The 24,181-nt window shown below is 37.6% G+C and carries 22 protein-coding genes; 3 read left to right on the forward strand and 19 right to left on the reverse strand.

Going from position 1 to position 24,181, the window contains the following annotated elements:
• Positions 1–309: 309 nt before the first annotated feature.
• A complete protein-coding gene (locus ACZ6ZR_RS36930; protein WP_016994017.1) occupies positions 310–1,197 on the reverse strand; it encodes a nucleotidyltransferase-like protein in 888 nt (295 codons plus the stop codon).
• A gap of 149 nt (positions 1,198–1,346) precedes the next feature.
• Here ACZ6ZR_RS36930 and ACZ6ZR_RS36935 point away from each other — a divergent pair, with 149 nt between their 5' ends.
• Positions 1,347–1,697: a YgzB family protein gene (locus ACZ6ZR_RS36935; RefSeq protein ID WP_048394737.1), complete on the forward strand. Its 351-nt coding sequence runs from the start codon at positions 1,347–1,349 to the stop codon at positions 1,695–1,697.
• A 22-nt stretch (positions 1,698–1,719) separates the two neighbouring features.
• Here the strand turns inward: ACZ6ZR_RS36935 and perR are convergent, their stop codons facing one another.
• The 3 genes from perR to bcp all read right to left on the reverse strand — a co-directional run bounded on the left by perR (position 1,720) and on the right by bcp (position 3,702).
• Positions 1,720–2,163, reverse strand: a complete 444-nt coding sequence (perR, locus tag ACZ6ZR_RS36940; protein WP_004230508.1) for a peroxide-responsive transcriptional repressor PerR — start codon at positions 2,161–2,163, stop codon at positions 1,720–1,722.
• Between the two features lie 121 nt (positions 2,164–2,284).
• Entirely contained in the window at positions 2,285–3,229 is a 945-nt protein-coding gene (locus ACZ6ZR_RS36945; protein WP_048394740.1) for a D-2-hydroxyacid dehydrogenase, read from the reverse strand.
• Positions 3,226–3,702 carry a thioredoxin-dependent thiol peroxidase gene (gene bcp, locus ACZ6ZR_RS36950; RefSeq protein ID WP_048394742.1) on the reverse strand — a complete coding sequence of 159 codons (477 nt, stop codon included), beginning with the start codon at positions 3,700–3,702 and terminating at the stop codon, positions 3,226–3,228. Before bcp ends, ACZ6ZR_RS36945 begins: the two co-directional genes overlap by 4 nt.
• Positions 3,703–3,831: 129 nt before the next feature.
• Between bcp and ACZ6ZR_RS36955 the strand changes: the two genes are divergently transcribed.
• Positions 3,832–5,118: a glutamate-1-semialdehyde 2,1-aminomutase gene (locus ACZ6ZR_RS36955; RefSeq protein WP_259420330.1), complete on the forward strand. Its 1,287-nt coding sequence runs from the start codon at positions 3,832–3,834 to the stop codon at positions 5,116–5,118.
• A gap of 135 nt (positions 5,119–5,253) precedes the next feature.
• The gene (locus ACZ6ZR_RS36960) at positions 5,254–6,342 is read left to right on the forward strand and encodes an FUSC family protein (protein ID WP_048394747.1); all 1,089 of its coding nucleotides are present in this window, start codon (positions 5,254–5,256) and stop codon (positions 6,340–6,342) included.
• A 124-nt stretch (positions 6,343–6,466) separates the two neighbouring features.
• Here the strand turns inward: ACZ6ZR_RS36960 and ACZ6ZR_RS36965 are convergent, their stop codons facing one another.
• The 15 genes from ACZ6ZR_RS36965 to ACZ6ZR_RS37035 all read right to left on the reverse strand — a co-directional run bounded on the left by ACZ6ZR_RS36965 (position 6,467) and on the right by ACZ6ZR_RS37035 (position 23,939).
• Positions 6,467–7,486: a toxic anion resistance protein gene (locus ACZ6ZR_RS36965; protein ID WP_465650162.1), complete on the reverse strand. Its 1,020-nt coding sequence runs from the start codon at positions 7,484–7,486 to the stop codon at positions 6,467–6,469.
• Between the two features lie 37 nt (positions 7,487–7,523).
• Positions 7,524–9,131: a YceG family protein gene (locus ACZ6ZR_RS36970; protein WP_465650164.1), complete on the reverse strand. Its 1,608-nt coding sequence runs from the start codon at positions 9,129–9,131 to the stop codon at positions 7,524–7,526.
• Between the two features lie 119 nt (positions 9,132–9,250).
• Entirely contained in the window at positions 9,251–10,102 is an 852-nt protein-coding gene (locus ACZ6ZR_RS36975) for an HAD family hydrolase (RefSeq protein ID WP_465650166.1), read from the reverse strand.
• Positions 10,075–11,175, reverse strand: coding sequence for a cysteine protease StiP family protein (locus tag ACZ6ZR_RS36980; protein ID WP_288584161.1), 1,101 nt, complete (start codon positions 11,173–11,175; stop codon positions 10,075–10,077). The genes ACZ6ZR_RS36975 and ACZ6ZR_RS36980 overlap by 28 nt, the downstream gene beginning before the upstream one ends.
• A complete protein-coding gene (locus tag ACZ6ZR_RS36985) occupies positions 11,172–12,530 on the reverse strand; it encodes a phosphoribosyltransferase family protein (protein WP_387256524.1) in 1,359 nt (452 codons plus the stop codon). Before ACZ6ZR_RS36985 ends, ACZ6ZR_RS36980 begins: the two co-directional genes overlap by 4 nt.
• Complete coding sequence (locus ACZ6ZR_RS36990; RefSeq protein ID WP_103118831.1) at positions 12,511–13,704, reverse strand: HpcH/HpaI aldolase/citrate lyase family protein; 1,194 nt, start codon at positions 13,702–13,704, stop codon at positions 12,511–12,513. The genes ACZ6ZR_RS36985 and ACZ6ZR_RS36990 overlap by 20 nt, the downstream gene beginning before the upstream one ends.
• 321 nt (positions 13,705–14,025) lie before the next feature.
• Entirely contained in the window at positions 14,026–14,601 is a 576-nt protein-coding gene (locus ACZ6ZR_RS36995; RefSeq protein WP_016994007.1) for a TerD family protein, read from the reverse strand.
• Positions 14,602–14,635: 34 nt separating this feature from the next.
• Complete coding sequence (locus ACZ6ZR_RS37000) at positions 14,636–15,217, reverse strand: TerD family protein (RefSeq protein WP_387256525.1); 582 nt, start codon at positions 15,215–15,217, stop codon at positions 14,636–14,638.
• Positions 15,218–15,247: 30 nt separating this feature from the next.
• Complete coding sequence (locus ACZ6ZR_RS37005; RefSeq protein WP_465650169.1) at positions 15,248–15,874, reverse strand: TerD family protein; 627 nt, start codon at positions 15,872–15,874, stop codon at positions 15,248–15,250.
• 268 nt (positions 15,875–16,142) lie between these two features.
• The gene (gene nikC, locus ACZ6ZR_RS37010; RefSeq protein WP_054549024.1) at positions 16,143–17,039 is read right to left on the reverse strand and encodes a nickel transporter permease; all 897 of its coding nucleotides are present in this window, start codon (positions 17,037–17,039) and stop codon (positions 16,143–16,145) included.
• Between the two features lie 12 nt (positions 17,040–17,051).
• Positions 17,052–18,062: an ABC transporter permease gene (locus tag ACZ6ZR_RS37015; protein ID WP_389455152.1), complete on the reverse strand. Its 1,011-nt coding sequence runs from the start codon at positions 18,060–18,062 to the stop codon at positions 17,052–17,054.
• A gap of 219 nt (positions 18,063–18,281) precedes the next feature.
• On the reverse strand, positions 18,282–19,898 hold the full coding sequence (locus ACZ6ZR_RS37020) for an ABC transporter substrate-binding protein (protein ID WP_048394768.1): 1,617 nt from the start codon (positions 19,896–19,898) through the stop codon (positions 18,282–18,284).
• Positions 19,899–19,928: 30 nt separating this feature from the next.
• Entirely contained in the window at positions 19,929–20,909 is a 981-nt protein-coding gene (locus ACZ6ZR_RS37025; RefSeq protein ID WP_112116672.1) for an ABC transporter ATP-binding protein, read from the reverse strand.
• A complete protein-coding gene (locus ACZ6ZR_RS37030) occupies positions 20,884–21,897 on the reverse strand; it encodes an ABC transporter ATP-binding protein (RefSeq protein WP_103118833.1) in 1,014 nt (337 codons plus the stop codon). The genes ACZ6ZR_RS37025 and ACZ6ZR_RS37030 overlap by 26 nt, the downstream gene beginning before the upstream one ends.
• A 296-nt stretch (positions 21,898–22,193) precedes the next feature.
• On the reverse strand, positions 22,194–23,939 hold the full coding sequence (locus ACZ6ZR_RS37035; protein WP_315061599.1) for an ABC transporter ATP-binding protein: 1,746 nt from the start codon (positions 23,937–23,939) through the stop codon (positions 22,194–22,196).
• Positions 23,940–24,181 lie beyond the last annotated feature (242 nt).

Consider the following 24,181-nt stretch of genomic DNA (forward strand, 5'->3'; position numbering starts at 1 on the left):
TTGATGTCCAAAATTTTTGTTTTGTTCACTAACCGAAGCTAGCTACTTAAAACTTTATTGATTACGTTTTGCTTGTTCAGTTTTCAAGGTTCATTATTTAAGTCGTTTTTCAGCGACTTCTTTATATTAACATCTCATTCAAAACATGTCAACAACTTTTTTAAAAAAGTTTTTTGTGTTTTTCTGAGTTATTCGTTTATGTCTTAGCGACAATTAATATAATACAATACTAAGATATTATTCGTCAACTACTTTTCTAAAAAAATATCGAGGTATTTTTTAGATACCTCGATTACAAGCATACTACAGTCATTGCCCCATTTCTAGAGCATCTTTATTTACCTTGTAATGACGGTGAAATATCCTATCATTTTTCGCTGCAATGGGTTCAATTTGAATATAGCCTTTATCCACTAGATACTCAACAAACACTTCTAAATCCACTGAGTAGTTAACAAGTTCATGATGATCATGTAATTCCTGAATAGTCCACATTTCTTTTGTTTGCATGACTTCTAATATATGCTGTGCCCCATCTCGTGTACGAGAGTGGATTAAAAACTCACTTGCTAAAAACAATAATTCTAAGCGCTTTTCTATTGGCTCATTACTTGTCACTAGCTCTTCATACAGCTTATAGATGGCTGGCTCGATTTTTTTCACCTGTGCCCAAACAGTTACTTCAGGATACAGGCCACTATCGATAATAGATAGGCGGCCTAGATGATGTAGCGAATCCACAACATGATTATAAGCATCTAAGTAACTTCCTTTATCAAAGTATTCTTTCCCCTCCAAATAGCGACGAATTAACTTTGAAAATTGAATACCTGTTTTAATTTTACGACCACTATACGGAAATTCCTGCAATTCTATTTTTAGTTTATGCAGAAATTCATTCCGATCAAATAATACTCTACCGAAGAATATCCAATCAACAACCTTTCTATTTGAACCGATGAGTAACCATTTTCGAATTAATTTCTCCGTAACAGTATGTAGAGCGATTTTATTTCCTTCATATAAGTAATGTTTTGAAAAGACTGGTTGCTCTGCTTCTTTTACGATAATGAGTAAAACCGTATCAAATGTATCTGTAACGTTACTTTGTTCTTCACGCTTTTCCACTAAAATTACGCCTAATGTATTCGACTGACTCGCACGTTCTTGATATATCGGACGCAGTACTTGCTCCATGTTCAGCCCTCCTTTATTCATATAGGTTGTTTTGTTCCGTTAAAAATTCGACATACTCTAAAAGTATTCCTTCTTTCATTCAGTTCAAAGCTAAAATACTTTGCCCTTATATGTTATAGTAGATTTTAGATTGGGAGGCAAGATGAAATATGAAACCTTATAAAAGTAAAATTAATAAAATTCGTTCATTCGCATTAGCACTAATCTTTTTTGGTTTTATTGTCATGTACGGAGGCATTTTCTTTAAAAACAGCCCGATATTAGTTTTAATTTTCATGTCACTAGGTGTTCTTTGTATTATCGGTAGCACAGTTGTATATGCGTGGATCGGATTACTGTCAACAAGAGCTATTCAAGTAGAGTGTCCTAATTGCCATAAACATACAAAGGTTTTAGGCCGAGTAGATATGTGCATGTACTGCAATGAGCCATTAACACTTGATCCTACTCTAGAAGGTAAAGAGTTCGATCAATCCTATAATAAAACAAAAAAATCCTAGCCCTTTTTAAGAGCTAGGATTTTTATTGTACTTTAGCAGTAGCAACTTTACATGATGGACAAGTGCCGTATATCTCTAAGCGATGCGAATGCACATCAAAGCCTGTTACCTGTGATGCAAAATGCTCTATTTCGTCGAGTCCAGGATAATGGAAATCGACGATCTTACCACAGCATTCACAAATCATATGGTAATGATCGTTTGTCACGAAATCAAAGCGACTTGAAGCATCCCCGTAAGTTAGCTCTTTCACAAGACCTACTTCACGAAATACACGCAGGTTGTTATAAACAGTCGCTACACTCATATTAGGGAACTTACCCTCAAGAGCTTTATAAATTTCATCGGCAGTAGGATGTGCCATTGATTGAATTAGATATTCCAAAATAGCATGACGCTGAGGAGTAATACGTACACCAGTTGTTTTCAACGTGTCCAGTGCATCTTGTAAATGCGTTGCAGACATCGTCATGCACCTCTTCCATAAGTATTATTAATTTATAATTGTTATAAATAGTGTATCCAATTCGTACTACTTCGTCAACAATCACACATTGCTTATCCTCAATAAATCAATGGTTTTTTCCTTAATATCCTCTTGATAAATCCATAACATTTTCTAAATCCGTGTCACCCTTTAGCCATTTTGTTAGGCTTGGCTTGAAAATTTCTAAGCTACGCTCAACATAACGAGAAGAATGACTGGATACATGAGGTGATACTATAACATTTGGTAATGTCCATAATGGATTGTCGGATGTCAGAGGCTCCTCTTCAAATACATCTAAAACTGCGTGTCCTATTTGCTTTCTTTCAATCGCTTGAATGAGTACGTTTTCATCAACTAAATTACCTCGACCAAAATTCATGAAGATCGCATTGTTTTTCATCGCAACAAAATGCTCTTCTTTTAATAAATGGGTCGTTTCTGTTGTTTTTGGTAATACAGAAATAACGATATCTGCAAGAGGTAGTGCTTCTTTCAAATTGGTAAAACTAATCATCGTATTCATATAGGCCGCTTCTTTACCAGAGCGGTTACAGCCAATTGTTGTAACACCAAAAGCTTGCAATAAACGCCCAACTTCCGAACCAATGGCACCTGGCCCCAAAATAAGTGCCGTACTATCTCGTAATTCCGTTTGTTGTGTTTTTTTCGACCATTCATTTTTCTTTTGCTGCTCATACATCCAAGGCAAAGCTCGTTTAATGGCTAAAATATGAGCAAGAATCGATTCAGCCATAGGCGTTTTATGAATGCCACGAACATTTGAAACTAGAATCCTGCGTTCAATAATAGCCTGAGCTGGCATTTTTTCTATACCTGCCGATGCAACAAAAATCCATTTTAGCTTTGTAGCAGATTGAATACTCTCTTCTGTTAAATCTTCACCATATGTAACTAATACATCCGCTTGTTGAAGCTCTTCATTTGATATGCTCTTTTCAAAGATAAATTCAAGCTGTGGAAATTCTGCTACTAATGGTTCTCGTAAATCTGGTCTAGGTTCAAATGTAAAATAGATTCTCATTGTTTTGCCTCCTGTTCTGCTAAATAAGCATATACTTCTTCAATATGATTTTTCACTCGAACTTTGCGCCAAGCTTTTACAAGCTTCCCCTCAGCATCAATTAAAAACGTTGAACGCTCTATGCCCATATATTCACGTCCATACATTTTCTTTAAAACCCATACATCATAAGCTTCAGCAATAGCATGGTCCTCATCCACTAATAATGAAAATGGCAAACCATGCTTATCAATAAATTTTGTATGCTTGCTTGCGTTATCTGGGCTAACACCCAGAACAACAGCATTTAAATGACTGAAGTCCTCAAACTTATCGCGAAAATCACATGCCTCCGTCGTGCAGCCTGGTGTCATATCCTTTGGGTAAAAGTATAAAATAACATTTTTTCCTTTAAAATCAGCTAAATGCACCATCTCGCCCTTTTCGTTCAATAGAGAAAAATCCGGCGCTTTTTGTCCTTCTAGTAATGTCATACAATCTCCTCCTCTGTAGGTCCTATTTTACTCTAAGTAACAAATCAAGTCATATCTCTTAATTTCTTTGGATTTCTTACACCGATAGGTCTACAATAGATTACGTATAAAAAGTTAGGAGGCAATTCTATGAATCATGCAAAATCTGAAGCAATACATGAAGAGGCATTACAGCATATTGTTGGTGGTGTAAACAGCCCTTCTCGTTCATATAAAGCAGTAGGTGGCGGTTCTCCTGTAGCCATGGCGCGAGGAAAAGGCGCTTATTTTTGGGATGTAGATGGCAATCGTTATATCGACTATCTAGCAGCATATGGTCCAATCGTTACTGGTCATGGTCATCCTCATATTGCAAAGGCCATTACGCACGCAGCTGAAAATGGTACATTGTTTGGGACGCCGACTGAGTATGAAGTTACTTTCGCAAAAATGTTAAAGGAAGCCATTCCGTCGATGGATAAAGTACGTTTTAACAACTCTGGTACAGAAGCTGTTATGACAACGATTCGTGTGGCACGTGCCTATACAGGACGTACAAAAATCATGAAATTTGCTGGTTGCTACCACGGGCACTTTGATTTAGTATTAGTGGCTGCCGGATCAGGTCCAGCAACATTAGGAACACCAGATTCAGCGGGCGTGACAACTTCGACTGCTGAAGAAGTTATTACTGTACCTTTTAATAACCCTGAAGCCTTTACAGAAGCCATGGATAAATGGGGCGAGGAGATTGCAGCTATTTTAATCGAGCCAATAGTAGGAAACTTCGGTATCGTTGAACCAAAGCCAGGCTTTCTTGAATTAGTACATGCTACAGCAAAGGAAAAAGGGGCCCTAACGATTTATGATGAGGTCATCACGGCCTTCCGCTTCCACTATGGTGGCGCTCAAAATTTACTTGGCCTAACACCTGATCTAACTGCACTTGGTAAAGTTATTGGTGGTGGTTTACCAATCGGTGCTTATGGCGGACGTAAAGAGATTATGGATACTGTGGCACCCCTCGGCCCAGCATACCAAGCGGGTACGATGGCTGGAAATCCTGCATCTATGCAAGCTGGTATTGCTTGCCTAGAAGTTCTACAAACACCAGGTATATACGAGGAAATGGATAGATTAGGCGCAATTTTAGAAGAAGGTGTTTTAGCTGCTGCTAAAAAACATGGCGTAACCATCACGTTAAATCGTCTTAAAGGAGCGCTTACTATTTACTTTACAGATGTGAAGGTAGAAAACTATGAGCAAGCTGAAAGCTCTGATGGTGAAATATTTGGACGCTTCTTTAAACACATGCTTGAGCAAGGTATTAATCTAGCTCCTTCTAAATATGAAGCATGGTTCTTAACAACTGAGCATACAGAAGCAGATATTCAGGAAACAATTGAAGCAGTAGATATTGCGTTTTCTCAATTATAATCTTGACAAGAAAAAGGCGACTTGCAAGTAGAAGTCGCCTTTTTCTTATTCATCCATGCAAATCTATGTATTTTATGAGCACTTCCTTCTATAATGTAAAGAAGCTAAAAAATATTAGACAGAAAGGACATCTTTATGAAATTAGGTGCCCGTGTATTTAAAACTGGTGTAGCTATCGTATTTGCATTATTTATTGCAGAGTTGTTGAAACTACCTTCACCTGTTTTTGCTGGAATTGCAGCTATTTTTGCTATTCAGCCTTCTATTTATCGTTCTTACCAAACCATTGTGGAGCAAGTACAAGCGAATATTATAGGTGCGACAATTGCCGTCATTTTTGGCTTACTTTTTGGCCACCATGTCGTTGCCATTGGTATAGCTGTCATAATAGCTATCGGTTTAATGTTAAAGTTTAGACTCGAAAAATCACTTTCGCTAGCGTTGGTATCAGTTGTAGCTATTATGGAATTTCAAGGGGATGACTTTTTAACATTTGGTTTGATACGCTTTGTTACGATATTAGTTGGGGTATTAGCAGCATTTGTCGTAAATCTTGTGTTCTTACCACCTAAATACGAGGTAAAACTATTTCGCAAAATTTATATTTTACAAGATGATATTATTCGTTGGACACGACTGGCTGTACGGCAAGCTTCTGAGCATACATCCACAAAAACAGCATTAAGTAAGTTTAAAAACCGTATGCTACGAGTGGATACGCTGTATGATTTATATAAGGAAGAGCGTAATTACTTTAAAAATAAAAAATATGTCAAAGCTCGCAAACTAGTAGTCTATCGTCAAATGATTTTAACTTCCAAGAAAAGCTTGGAATTGCTACAGCGTTTGCATAATCACGAAAATGAATTAGCTCAGCTCCCTACCCAATTTCATTTAATGATTCAGGAGAGACTTGATTCCTTGCTAACGTACCATGAGCAATTGCTCTTAAAATATACAGGGAAGCTAAAGCCTGAGCATTCGGAGTGGAGTAAAAGCATTGACTATGTCCAACGTAATGAGCTGATGGAAATTTTCATCAAGCAAATCAACTTTGCTCGTGAAGAAGGCGATACGGAGTTTTCTAGCTATCACCTACTCTATATTTTATCGCGTATTTTAGATTATGAGGAAAACTTAGAACATCTTGATACACTTATTGTTTCTTACCAAAGCTATCATGGACATGAAATCAATGTAGAATTTGAAGAAGAATTCATATAGCTAACATTTTGGCGACAGATTACCTTGATTCAGGGGGATTTTGATCACCCATTGAATAAGATAAGTCTGTCGGCTTTTTTTATACAAAAAACCTCCAAGTAGTAATCTACTTAGAGGAAAGGAGCTAAGAACGCAATGTTAGCAATTGTTGCTCTGCTTGTTGGCGTTTGACCGTTTGTTCAGCACGTAAATGCTGATAATTGGCAATGCCTGATACAATAGTATCCCACATTTCTTCAAGAGTCTTGGTAGTGCTGGATTGTTGAGCCATGGCAGTACTTAATTGCACCGCTTCCTTGCTAGCTCCCCCAAATTGCCTCATACGATCTTCAAAGGCAGAGGCTGATTGACTTTGTAATTGTTGACGTCTTTCATTAACTGCATTCATCAAACCCATTTTAAAAACAGGAATGGTTTTAACAAAAGCCCCATTAATTTGTTCTATCAATTCACTGTTACCATTACGTAGCATATCGATTTGAGGGGCTGTGATAATAGCCACCATACGCGATTTTTCTAAGTCATCTATTTTTTGCTGAAGCATCTCTGCAATACCTTGCAAACGATTTAGCTCCATTTTTTCCAGCTGATTTCCTGCTTCACTCTGTTTTTCATACATCGGAATCAATGTTGTTTGGACCTCATGAAGCTTCATGTCAGTTGCTACGATATACTTTTCTAGCTCAAGATAGTACATGAGGTCTTCTTGATATAAGCGTGCAAGTACTCGGTTATCCTTCGCTAATTCCTCTTCCATCAGTACAAATTGATAATGGATTTTCTCAATATCTCTCCCCAGTCCATTATATTTCGTAAATAAATCGCCATCATTTTTGGTCTTACGTGCAAACAGCTTTTTAAAAAAGCCCTTTTGCTCTGTAAAATCTTGTTTGTCGAATGTCTGCATAAGGGCTTCAAGCTGCTTAAATAATTCATTTGATTCGAAAGTTGTTGACTGGGTGATGATGGCTACAATTTGATCTGCAAAAGTAGCTAATTTTGTAGACGGCTCTTTTCCCAAAGCTAATAGCTCTATCTGATTTTTTATATTGATTTGATTGGCAATTTGCCGTACCTCTGCATGATCCTTTAACTGTTCTTTGAAGGCTTCTGCTGTTTCCAGTGTCAGCTGCTTCAGCGTCAACGAGTTATTCGACATTCGTGCCGCCTCCTTCCTATCATCAGAAAAAACGATTAAAGATTTTTTTTATGATTTTGTCGGGTGCAGTTTTCTGTGGCTTTGGTTCTTCATAGTGCAAGTCAAACAGCATATGCTCTAAACGGTGTACATCATAACTATCCTCTTGCAAATGCTTTTCTAAATCTAGTTGTCCTGTCGGATTATAAAAAACAATATCCACACCAAATCGATTTAAAAAGGCCAATAATGCTATATCTTCACGTGATAAAGCTGGTTGTTGAGGTGCTTGATATAATACCAGCTTCGGTACCTCTTGGGAATAGTCAAAGCTTTGTAGTAATCTTAGGATCTCCAGTGGAATCATCGACATTTGTTTAAATAAAAATAACTGCAAATCATATAAGGTCTCATTTGGCTGCTGTTTCAACATGGGCTGCTCACAAGAAGTTTTTATCGTGTGTGCAATCGCACGCTGTAGCTCCAATGTTAACTCACCGTATTGCCACCAATCACTTTGCATAATACGCTCTACTGATAGTTCTCCATTTACTAGGCAATGCTTATAGTGAAAGTGAAAATTTGCTCTACTCGTTGGTGCATAGGGGAATTTCTGGACAAAAACAGTTTGCGGATTTGCTAATAACTGATGCATATAATACCAGTATTCTTCCCGTCTGCTCGAAACCCCACTAATTTTGGCAAATATGACTGGAATGACAATCTCATCCCCAATTACTTCAAACTGTGGTCGAACCAAAGCTTTCTCTTTTGCATAAATAAAAATATCATCATATGTCATCCGTAATGTTAAGGAGCGTGGCATAAAATCTTTAAACTGCCAAGGCTTATAGACACCTGATTGCTGATCATGCATTAATTGCTCAAAATGCTGACTAGATCGATATCCAACCGTTGCCTGCCGGTCACGCAACTTATCAGGAAATGGCTGTAAAGTTGTTTGATTGGCGTACGCATATGTGATAGAGAAAGTATCATTAGGATCAATCTCAGCAAATTCATCTATTTTAGCTGGATGAAAAATTAACACATCACAACCGAGCTCCATTAATAACAATAAGAAATAGCGCTGACTTAGAGTTGCTTCCCCATACCAAACTACTTTAGGAAAATCATCTGTTGGTTTCATGGATTTTGTCCATAGAATCCAATGGTTTTTTAGCCATTTCACCATATCAATTAAAAAACGGCGAAAGTCATTTGCTAGCAAACCTAACGATTGCTGTTTTTGAAAGAGCTCTACTACTTTAATGGTTGCTAACTGTAAATGGCGATTCATTACACTGTCATCATGCTTAGGAATTAATTGATAACCATACATCATTGCCACTAAACGATTAATAGATAGACCTTGTGGAGTTTGTTGATGCTGCGAAAGGATTGTTTGTATTGCCTGAAAGTCTTTTGGTTCAATATGTTTATTTAATTCTTCACTTAAAATATGGATGTTAGTGTTCTGTGACAATGTAAATAACGAATTGAAATAATCATCTTCTTCGATTGGTACGCCCAATACACGAACAGCAATTCTACTAAAGCTCACTTGCTGCTCTGTTGTTTCATAAAATGCACGATCCTTTGGTGAATCTTGAAACGCCTGTAGCCAATCATCAGGATGACGCTCCAACACTGATTTAATTGTGATTGTTTGCATACAAACGCACCTCCTAAAAATCATCCTCAGCCTATGCTAAAGCATTCATTTGTCATAGGACGTCTCACCTAATGACAACAAAAATATTTGAACATCTATACGATCGTTTGTTGTGATGCCATCTGTAAAACTGTTTCCAATAAATTCTTTGTAAATGCTTCACCATTGTGAGGCGAGTAAGTTGTATTTTGTAAAAATTTTGGCTGTTTATCCTTTAAGTCTCCATGATTTGGTGTAAAACCTAAATCAGCCATTGCAAGCATGCCATAATCCATAATAGAATCACCTGCTGCTATATGCACATCGTATGTACAGAACTCTTTTATATATTCTATAGCCGCTTCCTTTGTCAGCACCTTGGGCATAAAATACAATTTTTTTCCTTGTAGCAGAACATGCCAACCATGCATATCAAACTCTTGAATCATCGCTTGTAATTCATCGTATGGTAAAATATCAATATCTACATGATGTACATAAAAAAGCTCATCTATATACAGAGATCGTTGTAGCCATGTATCAGATTTAATTGTCTGAAAAAGCTTTAGCATATCCATACGAGGGATCGAGGAATCTTCAATACGTCTAGATAATGTTTGTGTCCATTTTTCATATGGCTGACCCTTTTCTACTATTGTACCCCCATTGCTTGTAATTGCAAAAGCAGGGCATAAATCATGAATAAAATGGATTCTTTTATATTGATGTAAAGCTCTTGTCGTAACAGGTACAAATAAAGTATGTTGGTGTACCTGTTGCAATAGGGGTGCTGTTGCCTGTGTCATCATACTCATTGCTGTTTCGTCCTTGTGTTCAACGACGATTGTCTCTGTAGCTGGCGGAAACATCTCCATCATGCGTTTAGAATAAATAAGGGTTCTATCTAAATCAGATGTAAATAATATCATCATATTCTCCTCTATAATTCTTTGATCAAACCACAACATGCATAGGACATATTCGAATACTCTTCAATCAATACATTTTTTTCCTGCGCTAATAATAAAATATGTTTCAATTCATGCATGTACTGTGGATTAATTAAAATCTTCCAAGGTATCCTTCTCAGCAAAACTCTTGTCGTTTCCCCAACACCTGGCTTAATGAAATGTATATTATCAATACCAAAATCTCGTTGAATTATTTGCACGGACTTCATACCCTCCCATGTAATTGGAGAGATTTCTTGCTCTTGAATTTGTTGCACAATTTTACTCTGTACTTGTTCAAAACATGTGACGATACGCTCTATGTACAGATTGGAGACATCTATTGCCTCTAATTCTTTGTAGTATTTTGCACCATGAAAATCGTTTGCATCCATAAACTGCAAATTTAATACCGTTCTACTTACTAATCCAGATACAGTGGAATTTAAACAAGCAGATGGTATTAAAAAATCCTCACGAGTTCCATAAATAGCTGCACAATGGCCAGGATCAGCCAAAACAGCTAAATCGGCACTTAACTGTTCTTGATATCGTAAATTAAACTTTTGGCAGGATTGAATTAATTCATTGGTAATTGCCCCTTTTCCTGTCCAACCATCAATAAATTGCAGACTTCCTAGAGGATGCTGTGTCAAAATATAACGAATTGCCGCTTCATCAAACCCACGACCTCGCAGTATAGAAATGGAGTAATGTGGAACATTCACATGATAATGCATGGCTATATACCGTTTGATTAAAATACCAATGGGTGTACCTGCACGAGCTAAACTCACAAGAATTAAATTTTCTAATCCTCTATTTTCAACGATTTGCTCTGCCACTACTCCAACGGCGATTGCTATTCTTTCTGCATGAACATCTAGCGCTTTATAAAAAAGATTCATGTAGGTATCCGATGGTTGCTTCTCCACTGGCAGCATTTCCGAATAATGTATACCCGATTGAATGAGTTGTTCACGTTTCTCATTATCCATTTCAAGGAATGCACTTCCAATATCACGCAATAAAAAAATAACGTCCTCTGGTGCATAACTCCCCATTTTATCTGGCTGCAAAGTCGATATCATCGTTCTACCTCCAATTCATGCATACTAATTACATATACTTTGGCGTTAGTGGCTTCTTGTAATGCCTTTACCACACGAGCAACTACCTCTTTACTTGCTATACGTTCCACTATGAAAAAAAGTTCCGTGTAAGACTGGCTTTGAAGATTATATAAAAAATTAGTGACCCCGTTATTTTCTGGACTTTCAAAGGCTATTTTATCGTTAATCGTATATCCTAAATCATCCGTACAATAGATTGGACTACGAGTAGTTGACTGAAAATAAACATCATTTCCTAAATAAGAGGCAATTTGCATAGGAACATACATGAACTCACCCGAGCCAATAACAAGCGCTGGTCCATTTGTTCTTAGCTCTTGTAATTGCATAGCAATAGCTTGTATCGTTTGCTTTTGGTCAACATGCTGTTTTGACGTGAGCATAAATCTCCCTGTTGCTAGCAAATAGGGGTACTTATTTATTAACCCATTCTCCGAAACAGAACGATAGAATTTGCGATCAACAGATACTTGAATCGGACAAATGTCCATATCTCGTGCAACCTGTGTTAGTAAGTTTGGTTGTGTACTGGTTAAGCTTGGAATGCCTGAACAGCTAAAATTCCCACACATAATGGAGATGAATTCTATAGAGATACCCCATTGTACTTCTAATTGCTGAAAGATTGTTTGCTGCTGTTGGGAACGCCAATCTAAAATAGATAGTACCGCATATTGTCTCACTAAAGGAAATTTCTGTATTAAAGTCTCAATAATATTAATGACCGTATTTCCAGTAGTAATCTCATCATCAATTAACACAATGCGCTTAGTTTGCAGTAAAAATTCTGGTTCCTCCGTATAAATTCTATGGCTTGTCGCATGTGAATGTTCTTCTTCAAACGTAACAAATGGCTCAAAATCGGGTAACACTTCACGTGTTGTGTGGATATACATAGCATTCGAGTGAAAGGCATTAAATACTGCGTGTCCAAGTGCTGTTGCTGTCTCAGCAAAGCCAATAAACAATGTTTCATCCGTTAATTCTAGGGTTCCTTCTATGGATTTTTGTACTTCATCCAAATTAGCTCCGTCTTTTAAAGCTTTAACGACAGACGAAGCCATTACCTTTTGTCCCGTAAGATGCTGCTGATACATCATTGCTAAAAGAGTTCCTGTCAGTAAAGGGATTTGTGGACGGACAGCCAAATGTTTGCCTAGTACCGTGCTTACAAACAAAAATTGTCTCTTTTTATTAATCCGAGCCGCCATTCTAAACAAATCGGTTAGCGCAAAATTATGGGGATTGTAGGTAATTTCAATATCAATTGAATAATTCGGTAAAATGCTTAATTTACTCATTTGTTGTTGCATATACACTACCACCTATTTCAGACTGTAATAAAAGTGAGGCAAAATCGACAGATTCATGATAAACACCATAGACATGAGCCTGTTTTAAAATCCGTTGTGCCCATCTCATATGTGGCTTAATTTCATTCATTTTATTAGCATAGTGACTTTTCATAACACCTTTTTGTCCATCATTATTTTCTATAATACTTAGCGCATCTAAGTATTCCTCATACGAAATAGCATACAGGGCATGCACAACACGGATATGGCTCGGATGAATAATTGTTTTTCCCACTATGCCATTTTGTTTATCCATTAAAACTTCTTTCATTAATCCATCTAAACAATCGTCTAATAACGCTTTCCTTGTATCAAGCGCGCCTTTCTCACTAAATGGTGTCACTCTAAGCGCGGGCTTTAATACACGCTGATTATTAAAATACTCCCACACAGGCCCAGAAATAATAAAACCATCTTCCTCACGACCTAAGATATTGACAATATCTGCAATACAATCTCGTATGACACTAATATCATAAATGGTAGAATCCATACGCCTGCGAATTCCGTAAATACCACAAAAATCGGTAGCACCAATTCGTACATTTAATACACGGGCTTTGTATTGATGTAGAACCGCTTTAATGTCTAATAACGCTTCCATGCGAGATTCCTTATATAGTACCTCACGACTTTCTAAAATTGGCATACCATATAAAATTAAATCATTTTCTAAAATGGTTTGTTCAAGCAACTCGAAATAACGGGCACCCTGTTCTGCTGTAAACTTTGGAAAGACATAGCCAGTTAATATTTCTTGCTTTTTCCCTAAAACAGTTGTTAGCCTTTGAAATTGCTCAACATGACGTACACGAACAAAAAGTAAAGGGAGCTCCTGAAGTAATAGCTGTTTTTGCTGATAGAGTGCATATAATTCACTAATATCCTCTATCAGCTTAGCTTCACAATCTACTAACTCTGCATCTCCAACTGCATCCTCCAAATCAATGACAAGTGATGTGAGTTCCTTATATTTTTGTGATCGGATCAAGCTCACAATCGTAGGCATGGAAGCTGGCATATACAAAGTCGCACCTAGGGCATATGACAAAATATCCGCCGTTTCCCATTTTGTAAACGGCTGTGGCTTCTTATAAAAAATCATCTCTGCTTCTGTTGCAAAATGTTGCATCTAATCCTCTCCCCAGTAACTATGCCTTTTGTGAAAAAAGCACTGTATCAGCCTGTTCCATACAGACTAATACAGTGCCTTGTTTACACTGCTATTTTCTTCTTCAACTTGTAAATAACAAATGTCAATAAGAATGCAGCTATTAAAATAATAACGAAAATTTCATGCGAAGGATGGTAGCCCCAATATACTAACACACATTTTCAGTGTATTATGATAAGCCCCTGTTACATCTGCTAGTTTAAAAACTGTGCATATGTATTTAATATCTCATTTAATACATCCACATCAGATCCTCCACCATGCACCTATGTCCCATAGTTACTGTAGGCCATATGCATTGATTAAAGCAGCTAGTCCACCCTGGTAACCTGAACCTACTGCAGCAAATTTCCACTCACCATTATGTCGGTACAGCTCACAAAATACTACAGCCGTTTCAATACTGAAATCTTCACCTAAATCGTAACGCAATACCTCTGATCCCGACTCTTCGTTCGTCAATCGTACATAGGCATTTAAGACTTGCCCGAAGTTTTGATGACGTCCCTCGGCATCGTAAATAGTAACTGTCACTACAATTTTTTCTATTTGAGGTGATACTTGCTTTAAGTTGACAAGAATTTTTTCATCATCCCCATCCCCTGCACCTGTACGATTATCTCCTGTATGGACAACAGACTGGTCTGGGCTGGCTAGATTATTATAGAAAATAAAGTCCTGTTCATTACGACATTTACCTGAAGCATCTAGTAAAAATACAGATGCATCCAGGTCAAAGTCTTGTCCACCATCAAATTGCTTTACATCCCATCCTAAACCAATGCCAATGCTATTTAAGCCTGGATCTTGCTTTGTTAAATCAATGCGTTGCCCTTTACTTAATTGTATAGCCATTCAAAAATCTCCCTTTCCGTCCAAAGATGAAATTTTAGTTTACACTTAAGCCATAATCATTACATAAAGCAGCTAAGCCACCTTGATAGCCTGCACCAATCGCATTAAATTTCCATTCTCCGTTATGACGATATAATTCCCCTACAACAATAGCTGTTTCAATACTGAAGTCCTCGCCTAAATCATAGCGAATAATTTCTTCGTTGGAAGTAGCATTCATAATACGAATATAGGCATTAGACACCATACCGAAGTTTTGACTGCGAGACTCTGCATCATGAATGGTTACTGTGAAGGCTAGTCGCTGAACATGAGCAGGTACTTGAGTTAATGCCACTTTCACCACTTCATCGTCACCTTCGCCTACACCTGTTAAATTATCGCCTGAATGCTCAACTGAACCATTGCCACCTGTAGTGTTGTTATAAAAAATAAAATCATTTTGATCTGCAACTTTACCTGTATCAGCAAGTAAAAACACAGAGGAGTCTAAGTCAAAATCATGACCACCATCATATTTATTTGTATCCCAGCCTAAACCTACAACCACATTCGTTAATCCTGGATTTGTTTTAGTTAAATCTACCTTTTGACCTTTTTGTAGTGAAATGCCCATAATTTTTATTCCTCCTATTTAGTCAATTATTTATTGATATCTTCGAACAACGTCGCCAAGCTTTATGTCATTTGTTCCCGTACCAACCGCAGCAAATTTCCATTCGTTATTATGACGGTAAATTTCTCCACATACTAACGTCGTTAAATTCGAATAATTATCAGTTAAATTATAGCGAATTAGTTCGCTTCCTGTCCTGTCATCATACACACGAATATATGCATTATGAATCATACCAAAGTGTTGATTGCGACCTGCCGCATCATAAATGTTTACAACAAACACAAGCTTGTTATATTGCGAAGGTACAGACGATAGTTCAATTGTAATTACCTCATCATCACCATCACCATCACCTGTTAAATTATCACCTGAATGTCGAACAGAACCGCAGCTACTTGTTAATTTTCCGAAATAAACAACATCGTCACCCGCTACAACCTTATCATCTTGTAACATTAATACCGAAGCATCACAGTCGATACTTCTGCCACTGCCACTATTTCTGCTAGAAAATAAACCACCTAAAAAGCCGCCACTTTTCTCTTGGCCTACAGGGTCCCACCCTAAACCAACTTTAATTTTATTTAATCCTGCGTTACCCTTTGTTAAATCAACTCTTTGTCCTTTTTGTAAATTAATCCCCAATTCTAACACCCTCCTAAAATATGTATTTCAGTCGAAAGATTTTATGGTAAGCAATAATCTACTAAGCTAAAAGATTTCTACTTAAATTAAGTCTAAAATAACGTGACAAAAAATTCAATTAATGGCTCCAAAAAGGTGTTTTCTCTTATTTTTGAAAGCCCCTCACGTCTTGTTCTATACTATAAAACGTTTTTGTAGTAAAAATGTTCCTTTTATATCCAATGGTCCAAGCAGCTAAAAAAACCTTCTAACTTGTAGAAGGCTATTGTCTTATTTACTAACTTTTCATTTTTGGATCAAGTGCATCTCGTAGTCCATCACCCATTAGATTAAAGCCTAAAACTGTTAACATAATAGCTAAACCAGGGAAAATCATCGTCCACGGAGCATTTAATAAAAACTTCCGTGCATCCGCTAACATTTTTCCCCATTCTGGTGCTGGAGCTTGAGCCCCTAGCCCAAGAAAACCTAATGCTGCCGCTTCAATAATGGCTGTCGCAATTGCTAGTGTTCCCTGTACAATTATTGGGGTTATGGAATTCGGCAAAATATGCGAAAATAGAATTCGTGCATCACGCATACCAATTGCTTTTGCCGCTACTATATATTCCTCTTCCTTGACACTTAAAACCTTAGAACGGATTAAGCGCCCAAAATTCGGTACGTTAATAATAGCAATGGCGATTAATGCATTTTGTAAAGATGGACCAAGCACTGATACTACTGCAATCGCTAGTAGCATACTAGGGAAAGCTAGCATAATATCAAAAATACGTGAAATTATCGTATCGATCCATTTTCCATAATAACCTGCAATGATGCCAAGTAAACTACCAATTATCACGGACAAAATAACAGAGAAAAAGCCTACCCATAGCGAAATCCTTGCACCGTGAATGATCCTGGAAAAAATATCCCGTCCAAAATCATCCGTTCCAAACCAATGATCAGCGGATGGTGCCAGTAAACGCTTCGTTAAATCTTGTTCATTGATGCCCTGTGGTGCAATGAACGGACCAATGACAGCTAGTATAATAAAAAATATAACAATTCCTGCTCCAACAAGGGATACTTTACTCTTTTTAAAACTACGCCACCCTTCGAGCCATGGACCTACTGCCTTTTCTCGAACTGGTGATACTTCTTTTTTTATATCGATTGCTCCAGTCATCATTGCAACTCCCTTCTATTTGTATTTAATCCGTGGGTCGACTACTGTGTACAGTAAATCCACGATTAAGTTAATCATGATGAAAATAAATGCAACGACGAGAATACCTGATTGAATAACGGGATAATCCCTGAAGCCAATCGCATCATAAATATAACGACCAATTCCTGGCCAACTAAAAATCGTCTCTGTTAAAATGGCACCACCTAGCAGTAATCCAGTTTGTAGACCAATTACCGTTAACACAGGAATAACTGCATTCTTTAATGCATGCTTATAAACAACAATAAACATTTTTTGTCCTTTTGCTCTTGCAGTCCTTACATAATCTGAACGCATAACTTCCAGCATGGAGGACCTTGTGATTCTGGCAATGATAGCCATCGGAATCGTTGCAAGTGCTACTCCTGGTAATATTAATCGTTTTATAACTTCGATGAATTGATCAAAGCGGCCTTGAATAAGCGTATCCAATAAATAGAAATGGGTTATGGCGGTAATTGGATTTCGCACATCTTCTCGACCAGATGTAGGCAGCCATCCAAGCTTACTACTAAATGTCCATTGCTCCATCAATCCAAGCCAGAACACGGGTACAGATACACCGATTAACGCTATAATCATTGCTGTATAATCAAACCAAGAATTTTGGAACCACGCAGAAATAATGCCAGCATTCACACCAATAACAATCGCAATGATCATCGCAAATAGTGCAAGTTCGGCCGTTGCTGCTAAGTATGGGAAAATTTCTTCTGATACAGGTAGTTTCGTACGTAGGGAAACCCCTAAATCTCCCTGAAAAATACCTGCTAAGTAACTAAAATATTGTGTATACCAAGGCTTATCTAATCCTAAACTTGCGTTTAACGCCTCGACCGCCTCTTTTGTTGCCTGTTGTCCTAAAATAACTTGTGCTGGATTTCCAGGAATTGCCCGTATCAACATAAAGACGATAAAAGTCATTCCAAGCAAAACTGGGATTAGTTGAAGTAAACGTCTCCCCATATAGTGAAGCATTTTCATCACCTCTCTATGATTTTCATAATCTACTGTGAAGTCTTTATATACTGTTGAAAGGTTGAGCCTTCACTAAACGGTTTTGAATGTTTAGTTGAATTCTTTCATACAGGAAATAATCATTATCTTTACTTGAAAAGAATCTGCGAGATTTCCACGGCTTACCCGCAGAAAAGCAAGCAGATTCTTCACATTCCTTTGTTCAATTAAAAATGATGAAATTTACTATTGAATATCTACTGCATCTAAACGGTCAGAACCAGTAGGATGCGCAATGTAATTTGTAACTTTCTTGTTAGCAGCTAAAATTGGAATAGAGTGAGCAAGTGGAACCCATGGAGCATCTTCAGAAATAATTACTTGAGCTTGCTTATAAAGTTCATTACGCTTGTCTTCATCAATCTCAGTTTGAGCAGCTGTTAATATCTTGTGTAATTCTGGATTATCATAGAACGTATAGTTATTAGAACCAATATTATCGCCGTCTAATAACGTGTATAGGAAGTTATCCGCATCCCCATTATCGCCTGTCCAGCCAAGTAGGAATGCATCCGCTTCACCGTTTTGAGCTTTTTCTAAATACGTAGCCCATTCAAATGACACAATTTTAGATTTAATACCCACGTCTTCTAAGTTCTTTTGAATCGCTTCAGCCACTTTTTGTCCGTCTGGCATGTATGGACGTGGTACTGGCATTGCCCATAGCTCAATTTCCTTGCCATCGTAGCCTGCTTCAGCAAGTAATGCTTTCGCTTTTTCAGGATCATACGTATAGCCTGTCACTTCATCGTTATAACCAGAAATTACTGGTGGCATTGGGTTTTTCGCTGGCTCAGCTAGCCCTTCATAAAATGCATCTACTAATGCTTGTTTATCAATTGCATAGTTGACTGCTTGACGCACTTTTACATTATCAAAAGGAGGACGTGTAACAGTTAAACCAAGGTAACCAACGTTCATAGATGGACGTTCGATTAACTGTAAATTAGCATCACCTTCGATTGTTGCTTTATCAGATGGGCTTAAGCCATCAGCTACATCAATATTGCCTGCTAATAAATCATTTAAACGTGCTGAGTTTTCTGGAATAGAACGATAAATTACTTTATCTAATTTAGGATAGCCATCAATATAGTAGTCCGGGTTTTTCTCAATTGTGATTGAATCATTACGTACCCAGCTAACAAATTTGAATGGACCTGTTCCTACAGGATTTGCAGATAAACCTTCTTCATCTGCTTCAAATGCTGTTGGAGAAGCAATCGCAAATGGTGACATTGCTAAATTTTTCAGGAATGGTGCTTGAGGTTGACTTAACTTAAAGACAACTGTGTAGTCTCCCTCTGCAGTTACTGATTCAATTACTTGCTTATCACCAACGACAAATTGCGAACTAAAGTAAGGGTGTTTATCTGCACCTGTTTTCCAACGTTCAATATTTTTAACAACAGCCTCAGCATTGAAATCTGTGCCATCATGGAATTTCACACCTTCTTGTAGCTGGAAAGTATACGTTAAACCATCCTCTGATGCCTCCCATGATTTGGCTAAGCCTGGTTGAATTGTTACATCTTGCTCTCCGAAGTTTACAAGTGTTTCATAAATATTAGCTGTCACCGTGAAGGATTCACCGTCTGTAACAACAGCAGGGTCAAGTGCTACAGAATCTCCACCACGACCATACACTAAAATTTTTGGTTCTCCACTGCTAGCTGTATCGCCACCAGTTGAAGTATCTTTACTACCCGTATCCTTAGTATCTGAGCCGCCACAAGCTGCTAAGATTGTCGAGAGAATAAGGAGTAGCATTACACCTAAAGTCCAAAACTTCTTTTTCTTCATCGAATTTCCCCCTATGAGTTTTTATATCATTTAATGTTGGAGTGCCTCGTAAAGATGGCAAGCAACATAATGACCTGGTTTCACTTCTTGCATTTTAGGTACTACCTGTGAGCATTGATCCTTTTTAAACGGACATCTCGTATGGAAAGTACAACCGCTTGGCGGATTTGATGCACTTGGAATATCTCCAGAAATGATGATCTGTTCCCGTTCAAACGTAGGATCTGGAACAGGAACCGAAGATAAAAGTGCTTGTGTATATGGATGAAGCGGTTCAGCATATAAATCCTCACTCGCTGTCAGCTCAACTAATTTACCTAAATACATAACGCCAACTCGATTACTAATATGACGCACAACCCCTAAATCATGGGAAATAAAAATATAAGTTAGCCTTAAATCCTTTTGCAGCTTTTGCAATAAATTCAAAACCTGTGCCTGGATGGATACATCAAGTGCAGATACTGGCTCGTCCGCAATAATTAAGCGTGGATTGGTCATCAGGGCTCTAGCAATGCCAATACGTTGCCTTTGCCCTCCACTAAATTGATGCGGATAGCGTTTGATATGATATTCATTCAATCCAACAATCTCAAGTAGCTCCAACACTTTTTGTTTTCGCTCTTTGGCATTACCTATCCCATGAACAATAAGAGGCTCCTCTAAAATTTTGCCGATGTTATGGCGAGGATTTAGTGAGGCATAGGGATCCTGAAAAATCATTTGAATATCTCTACGTGCCTTCCTCATTTCGTTGTTGGATAATTCTGAAATCATTTTACCTGCGAATTCTATCTTACCTCCAGTGGGCTCTAGTAAACGCATTAATAAGCGACCCGTTGTGGATTTACCACAGCCTGATTCGCCAACAATTCCTAATGTTTCTCCTTCAAATACTTCAAAGGAAACATCATCTACAGCCTTTACATCCCCGGCATGTGAATTAAGGACTCCTTTTCGAATCGGAAAATATTTTTTTAACCCCTCAACCTTTAATAACGCTTTCGACACGTTGCTCCACCTCCTGCTTTTCTAGTAAAAAACATCTTGATTTATGATTCTCTGCTGCTTCAAATAAAGGTGGTGTTTCCTGTAAACAACGTTCCATTGCATATTGACAGCGTGCTGCAAAACGACAGCCTACCTGAATACTTCCTGGTTTCGGTACACTTCCAGGAATAGAGTATAAATTTTCCTTTTTATAACGCATGTCAGGTACTGATTGAATAAGTCCTTGTGTATAGGGATGTTTAGGATTAGTGAAAATTTCATGAATCGGCGCCTCTTCCACTATTTGTCCTGCATACATAACAATCACTCGCTCACAGGTTTCCGCGACAACCCCCAGATCATGTGTAATTAACAACACAGCTGTATTCAATCGTTTATTTAAGTCTTTCATAAGCTGTAAAATTTGGGCTTGTATTGTAACATCCAATGCAGTTGTAGGCTCATCCGCAATCAATACTTGAGGGTCACAGACAAGTGCCATAGCAATCATCACACGTTGACGCATACCGCCAGACAGCTGATGTGGGTAGTCCTTTAGCAAATCCTCAGCACGTGGTAGACCTACCAATTTCATAATTTCAACCGCTCTTGCAAACGCTTCCTTTTTTGACCATTTTGGATTATGGATTAATATAGCTTCCTTTAACTGGTCACCAATCGTGAACAAAGGGTTTAGCGAAGTCATTGGCTCTTGGAAAATCATTGCAATGTCTTTTCCACGTATTTTTTGCATTTGTTTATCCGTACATTTAGCAATATTTTTGCCATCTAGCAAAATTTCTCCACCCGTTATTTTACCTGGTGGTGATGGAATTAATCCCATGATGGACAGCGACGTAACACTTTTACCACTTCCCGATTCTCCTACAATCCCTAAAATTTCCCCTTCATGGACAGAAAAATCGATATCGTCTACAGCAGGAATTTGCCCATTATCTGTGAAAAAGGTTGTTTTCAAACCTTTTATTTCTAGTAGTTTTTTCCTCATGTGTAACGCCCCACCCTACCTATATTTTACTTAAATGTATAATAATATTAATAGAATACTATAACTTTCGTTAAATTCCTTATTTTCAGATAATTCTAACTAAAAATCATTGCTCTTTCAATCATTAATATTCTGCAAATTACATAGAATTTCTACAATAATCGCCTTCCATAATAATAAAATCTTATAAAGAGATAATTTTTTACATTTTTCAAAAAAAAATAGCCTTCCATTTTCGAATAAATGAAAGGCTTTTTTTGAAAAAATTTCTTAAACCGTGTAATTTTCGGAAAATTTTAATCTAAGTGCTGTACTTGGAATAAATTATAATATGTTCCTTGACTGTCCATTAACTGTTCATGTGTTCCACTTTCGATTAATTGACCATGATCGATGACGAAAATCTTGTCAGCATGGGTAATTGTAGAAAGACGGTGCGCAATAATAATAGTTGTTCGTTCATGAGCAAGCTTGTCTAATGATTCTTGAATCAGTGCCTCACTTTCCAAATCTAATGCAGAAGTAGCCTCATCCAGGATTAGAATCGGTGGATTTTTTAAAAATACACGCGCAATAGCAACTCGTTGTTTTTGTCCGCCAGAGAGCTTTACTCCTCTTTCTCCAACCTTTGTGTCATAACCATTAGGTAGACTCATAATAAAGTCATGGGCATTTGCCGCTTTCGCAGCTTCGATGACTTGTGCATCTGTTGCATCCGGTCTCCCCATTAAGATATTCTCTTTGACAGAATCACTAAAAAGTATATTATCTTGCAGGACAATACCAATTTGAGATCGTAAGGAATGTAAAGTGACATCCCGTACATCTTTTCCATCAATGGTCACTTGCCCGCTTGTTGTATCATAAAAGCGAGGAATTAAACTGATAATCGTTGACTTACCACCACCACTCATCCCTACAAAGGCAACAGTCTCCCCAGGATTTATCGTTAAATCGATAGCATCTATAATAGGTGAGCCAGTTTCTTCATATTGGAAGGATACATTGTGAAAGCGAACCTGCCCATTTGCATGTGGTAGTTCACCAGCATAGTCCTTATCCTTGACTTCATAAGGCTCATCTATTAAATCGAACATTCGATCCATTGAAGCGATTGACTGTGTTAAAGTTGTGGACGAGCTAACAAGTCGACGAAGTGGGCCATATAAACGTTCAATATAAGCAATAAAAGCAACCATTGTTCCAACTGAAAGTGACCCATTTATTACTTGATAGCCCGCATAGGCTATAACTAGTAATGGTGCTACATCTGTAATGGTATTCACGACAGCAAATGATTTTGCGTTCCACTTTGTTTGATCAAGCGCTTTTTCTAAAAACTCACCGTTTGCTGAATCGAACAATTTTTGTTCATGCTTTTCTAAAGTAAAGCTTTTAATAATGCTCATACCAGCTACACGTTCATGTAAATAGCTTTGTACACCTGCAAGTGCTTGGGAACGTTTCCGTGTCAAATCTCTCAATTTGCCAAAGAAGTATTTCACACTGAAAGCATAAAATGGAAATGCGATCAACGCTACTAGTGTTAGCTTCACATCCATGGTTAGCATAATGGCAATCGCAATTACAATCGTCGCCAAATCTAACCAAACATTCATTAACCCCGTCATGACAAAGGTTTTTGTTTGTTCAACGTCATTAATTACCCTTGAAATAACATCCCCTGCCCGTGTATTGGCATAATACCTTAAGCTTAAACGCTGTAAATGTGCATAAATTTCCTTACGAATATCAAATAGTACCTTGTTGCTTACGTGTTGTGCAAAATATTGTCGATAATACTCAATAGGTGGACGAATAATAAAGAACACAATAATAGTTCCACCTAGCCAATAAAATAGTTCTTTTGTTTTTTCTACATCTGTTAAGTCATCTGCTGCAATAATATCGTCTAGCACAATCTTAATGAGCAGTGGAATAAATAGTGGAATAGCAAATTTTACTATACCAATGATAATCGTTAAAATAATTTCCCATGTATATGGTTTAACAAAGCGCATATATCGCTTAATGCTTCCCAATTTATCATCACATCCTTACAAAAAGAAACAGACATTCGAAGATGAATGCCCTAAGTATTATAGCAATATTTTGATTAAAATACAGTTATGATGACTTTATAGCGAACTATTTTACCTTTACCTTAACAACACTCTGTCCCCTCCAATAATCAGAACCACCAGTCTAACTGGTGGTTTGCTCTACGCGTGAAACGCTGGGGTACTGGCCCATGTCTAAAGACACACTGAAAGGTCCGCCAACC

The organism is Kitasatospora sp. NPDC088742, from assembly GCF_055584905.1.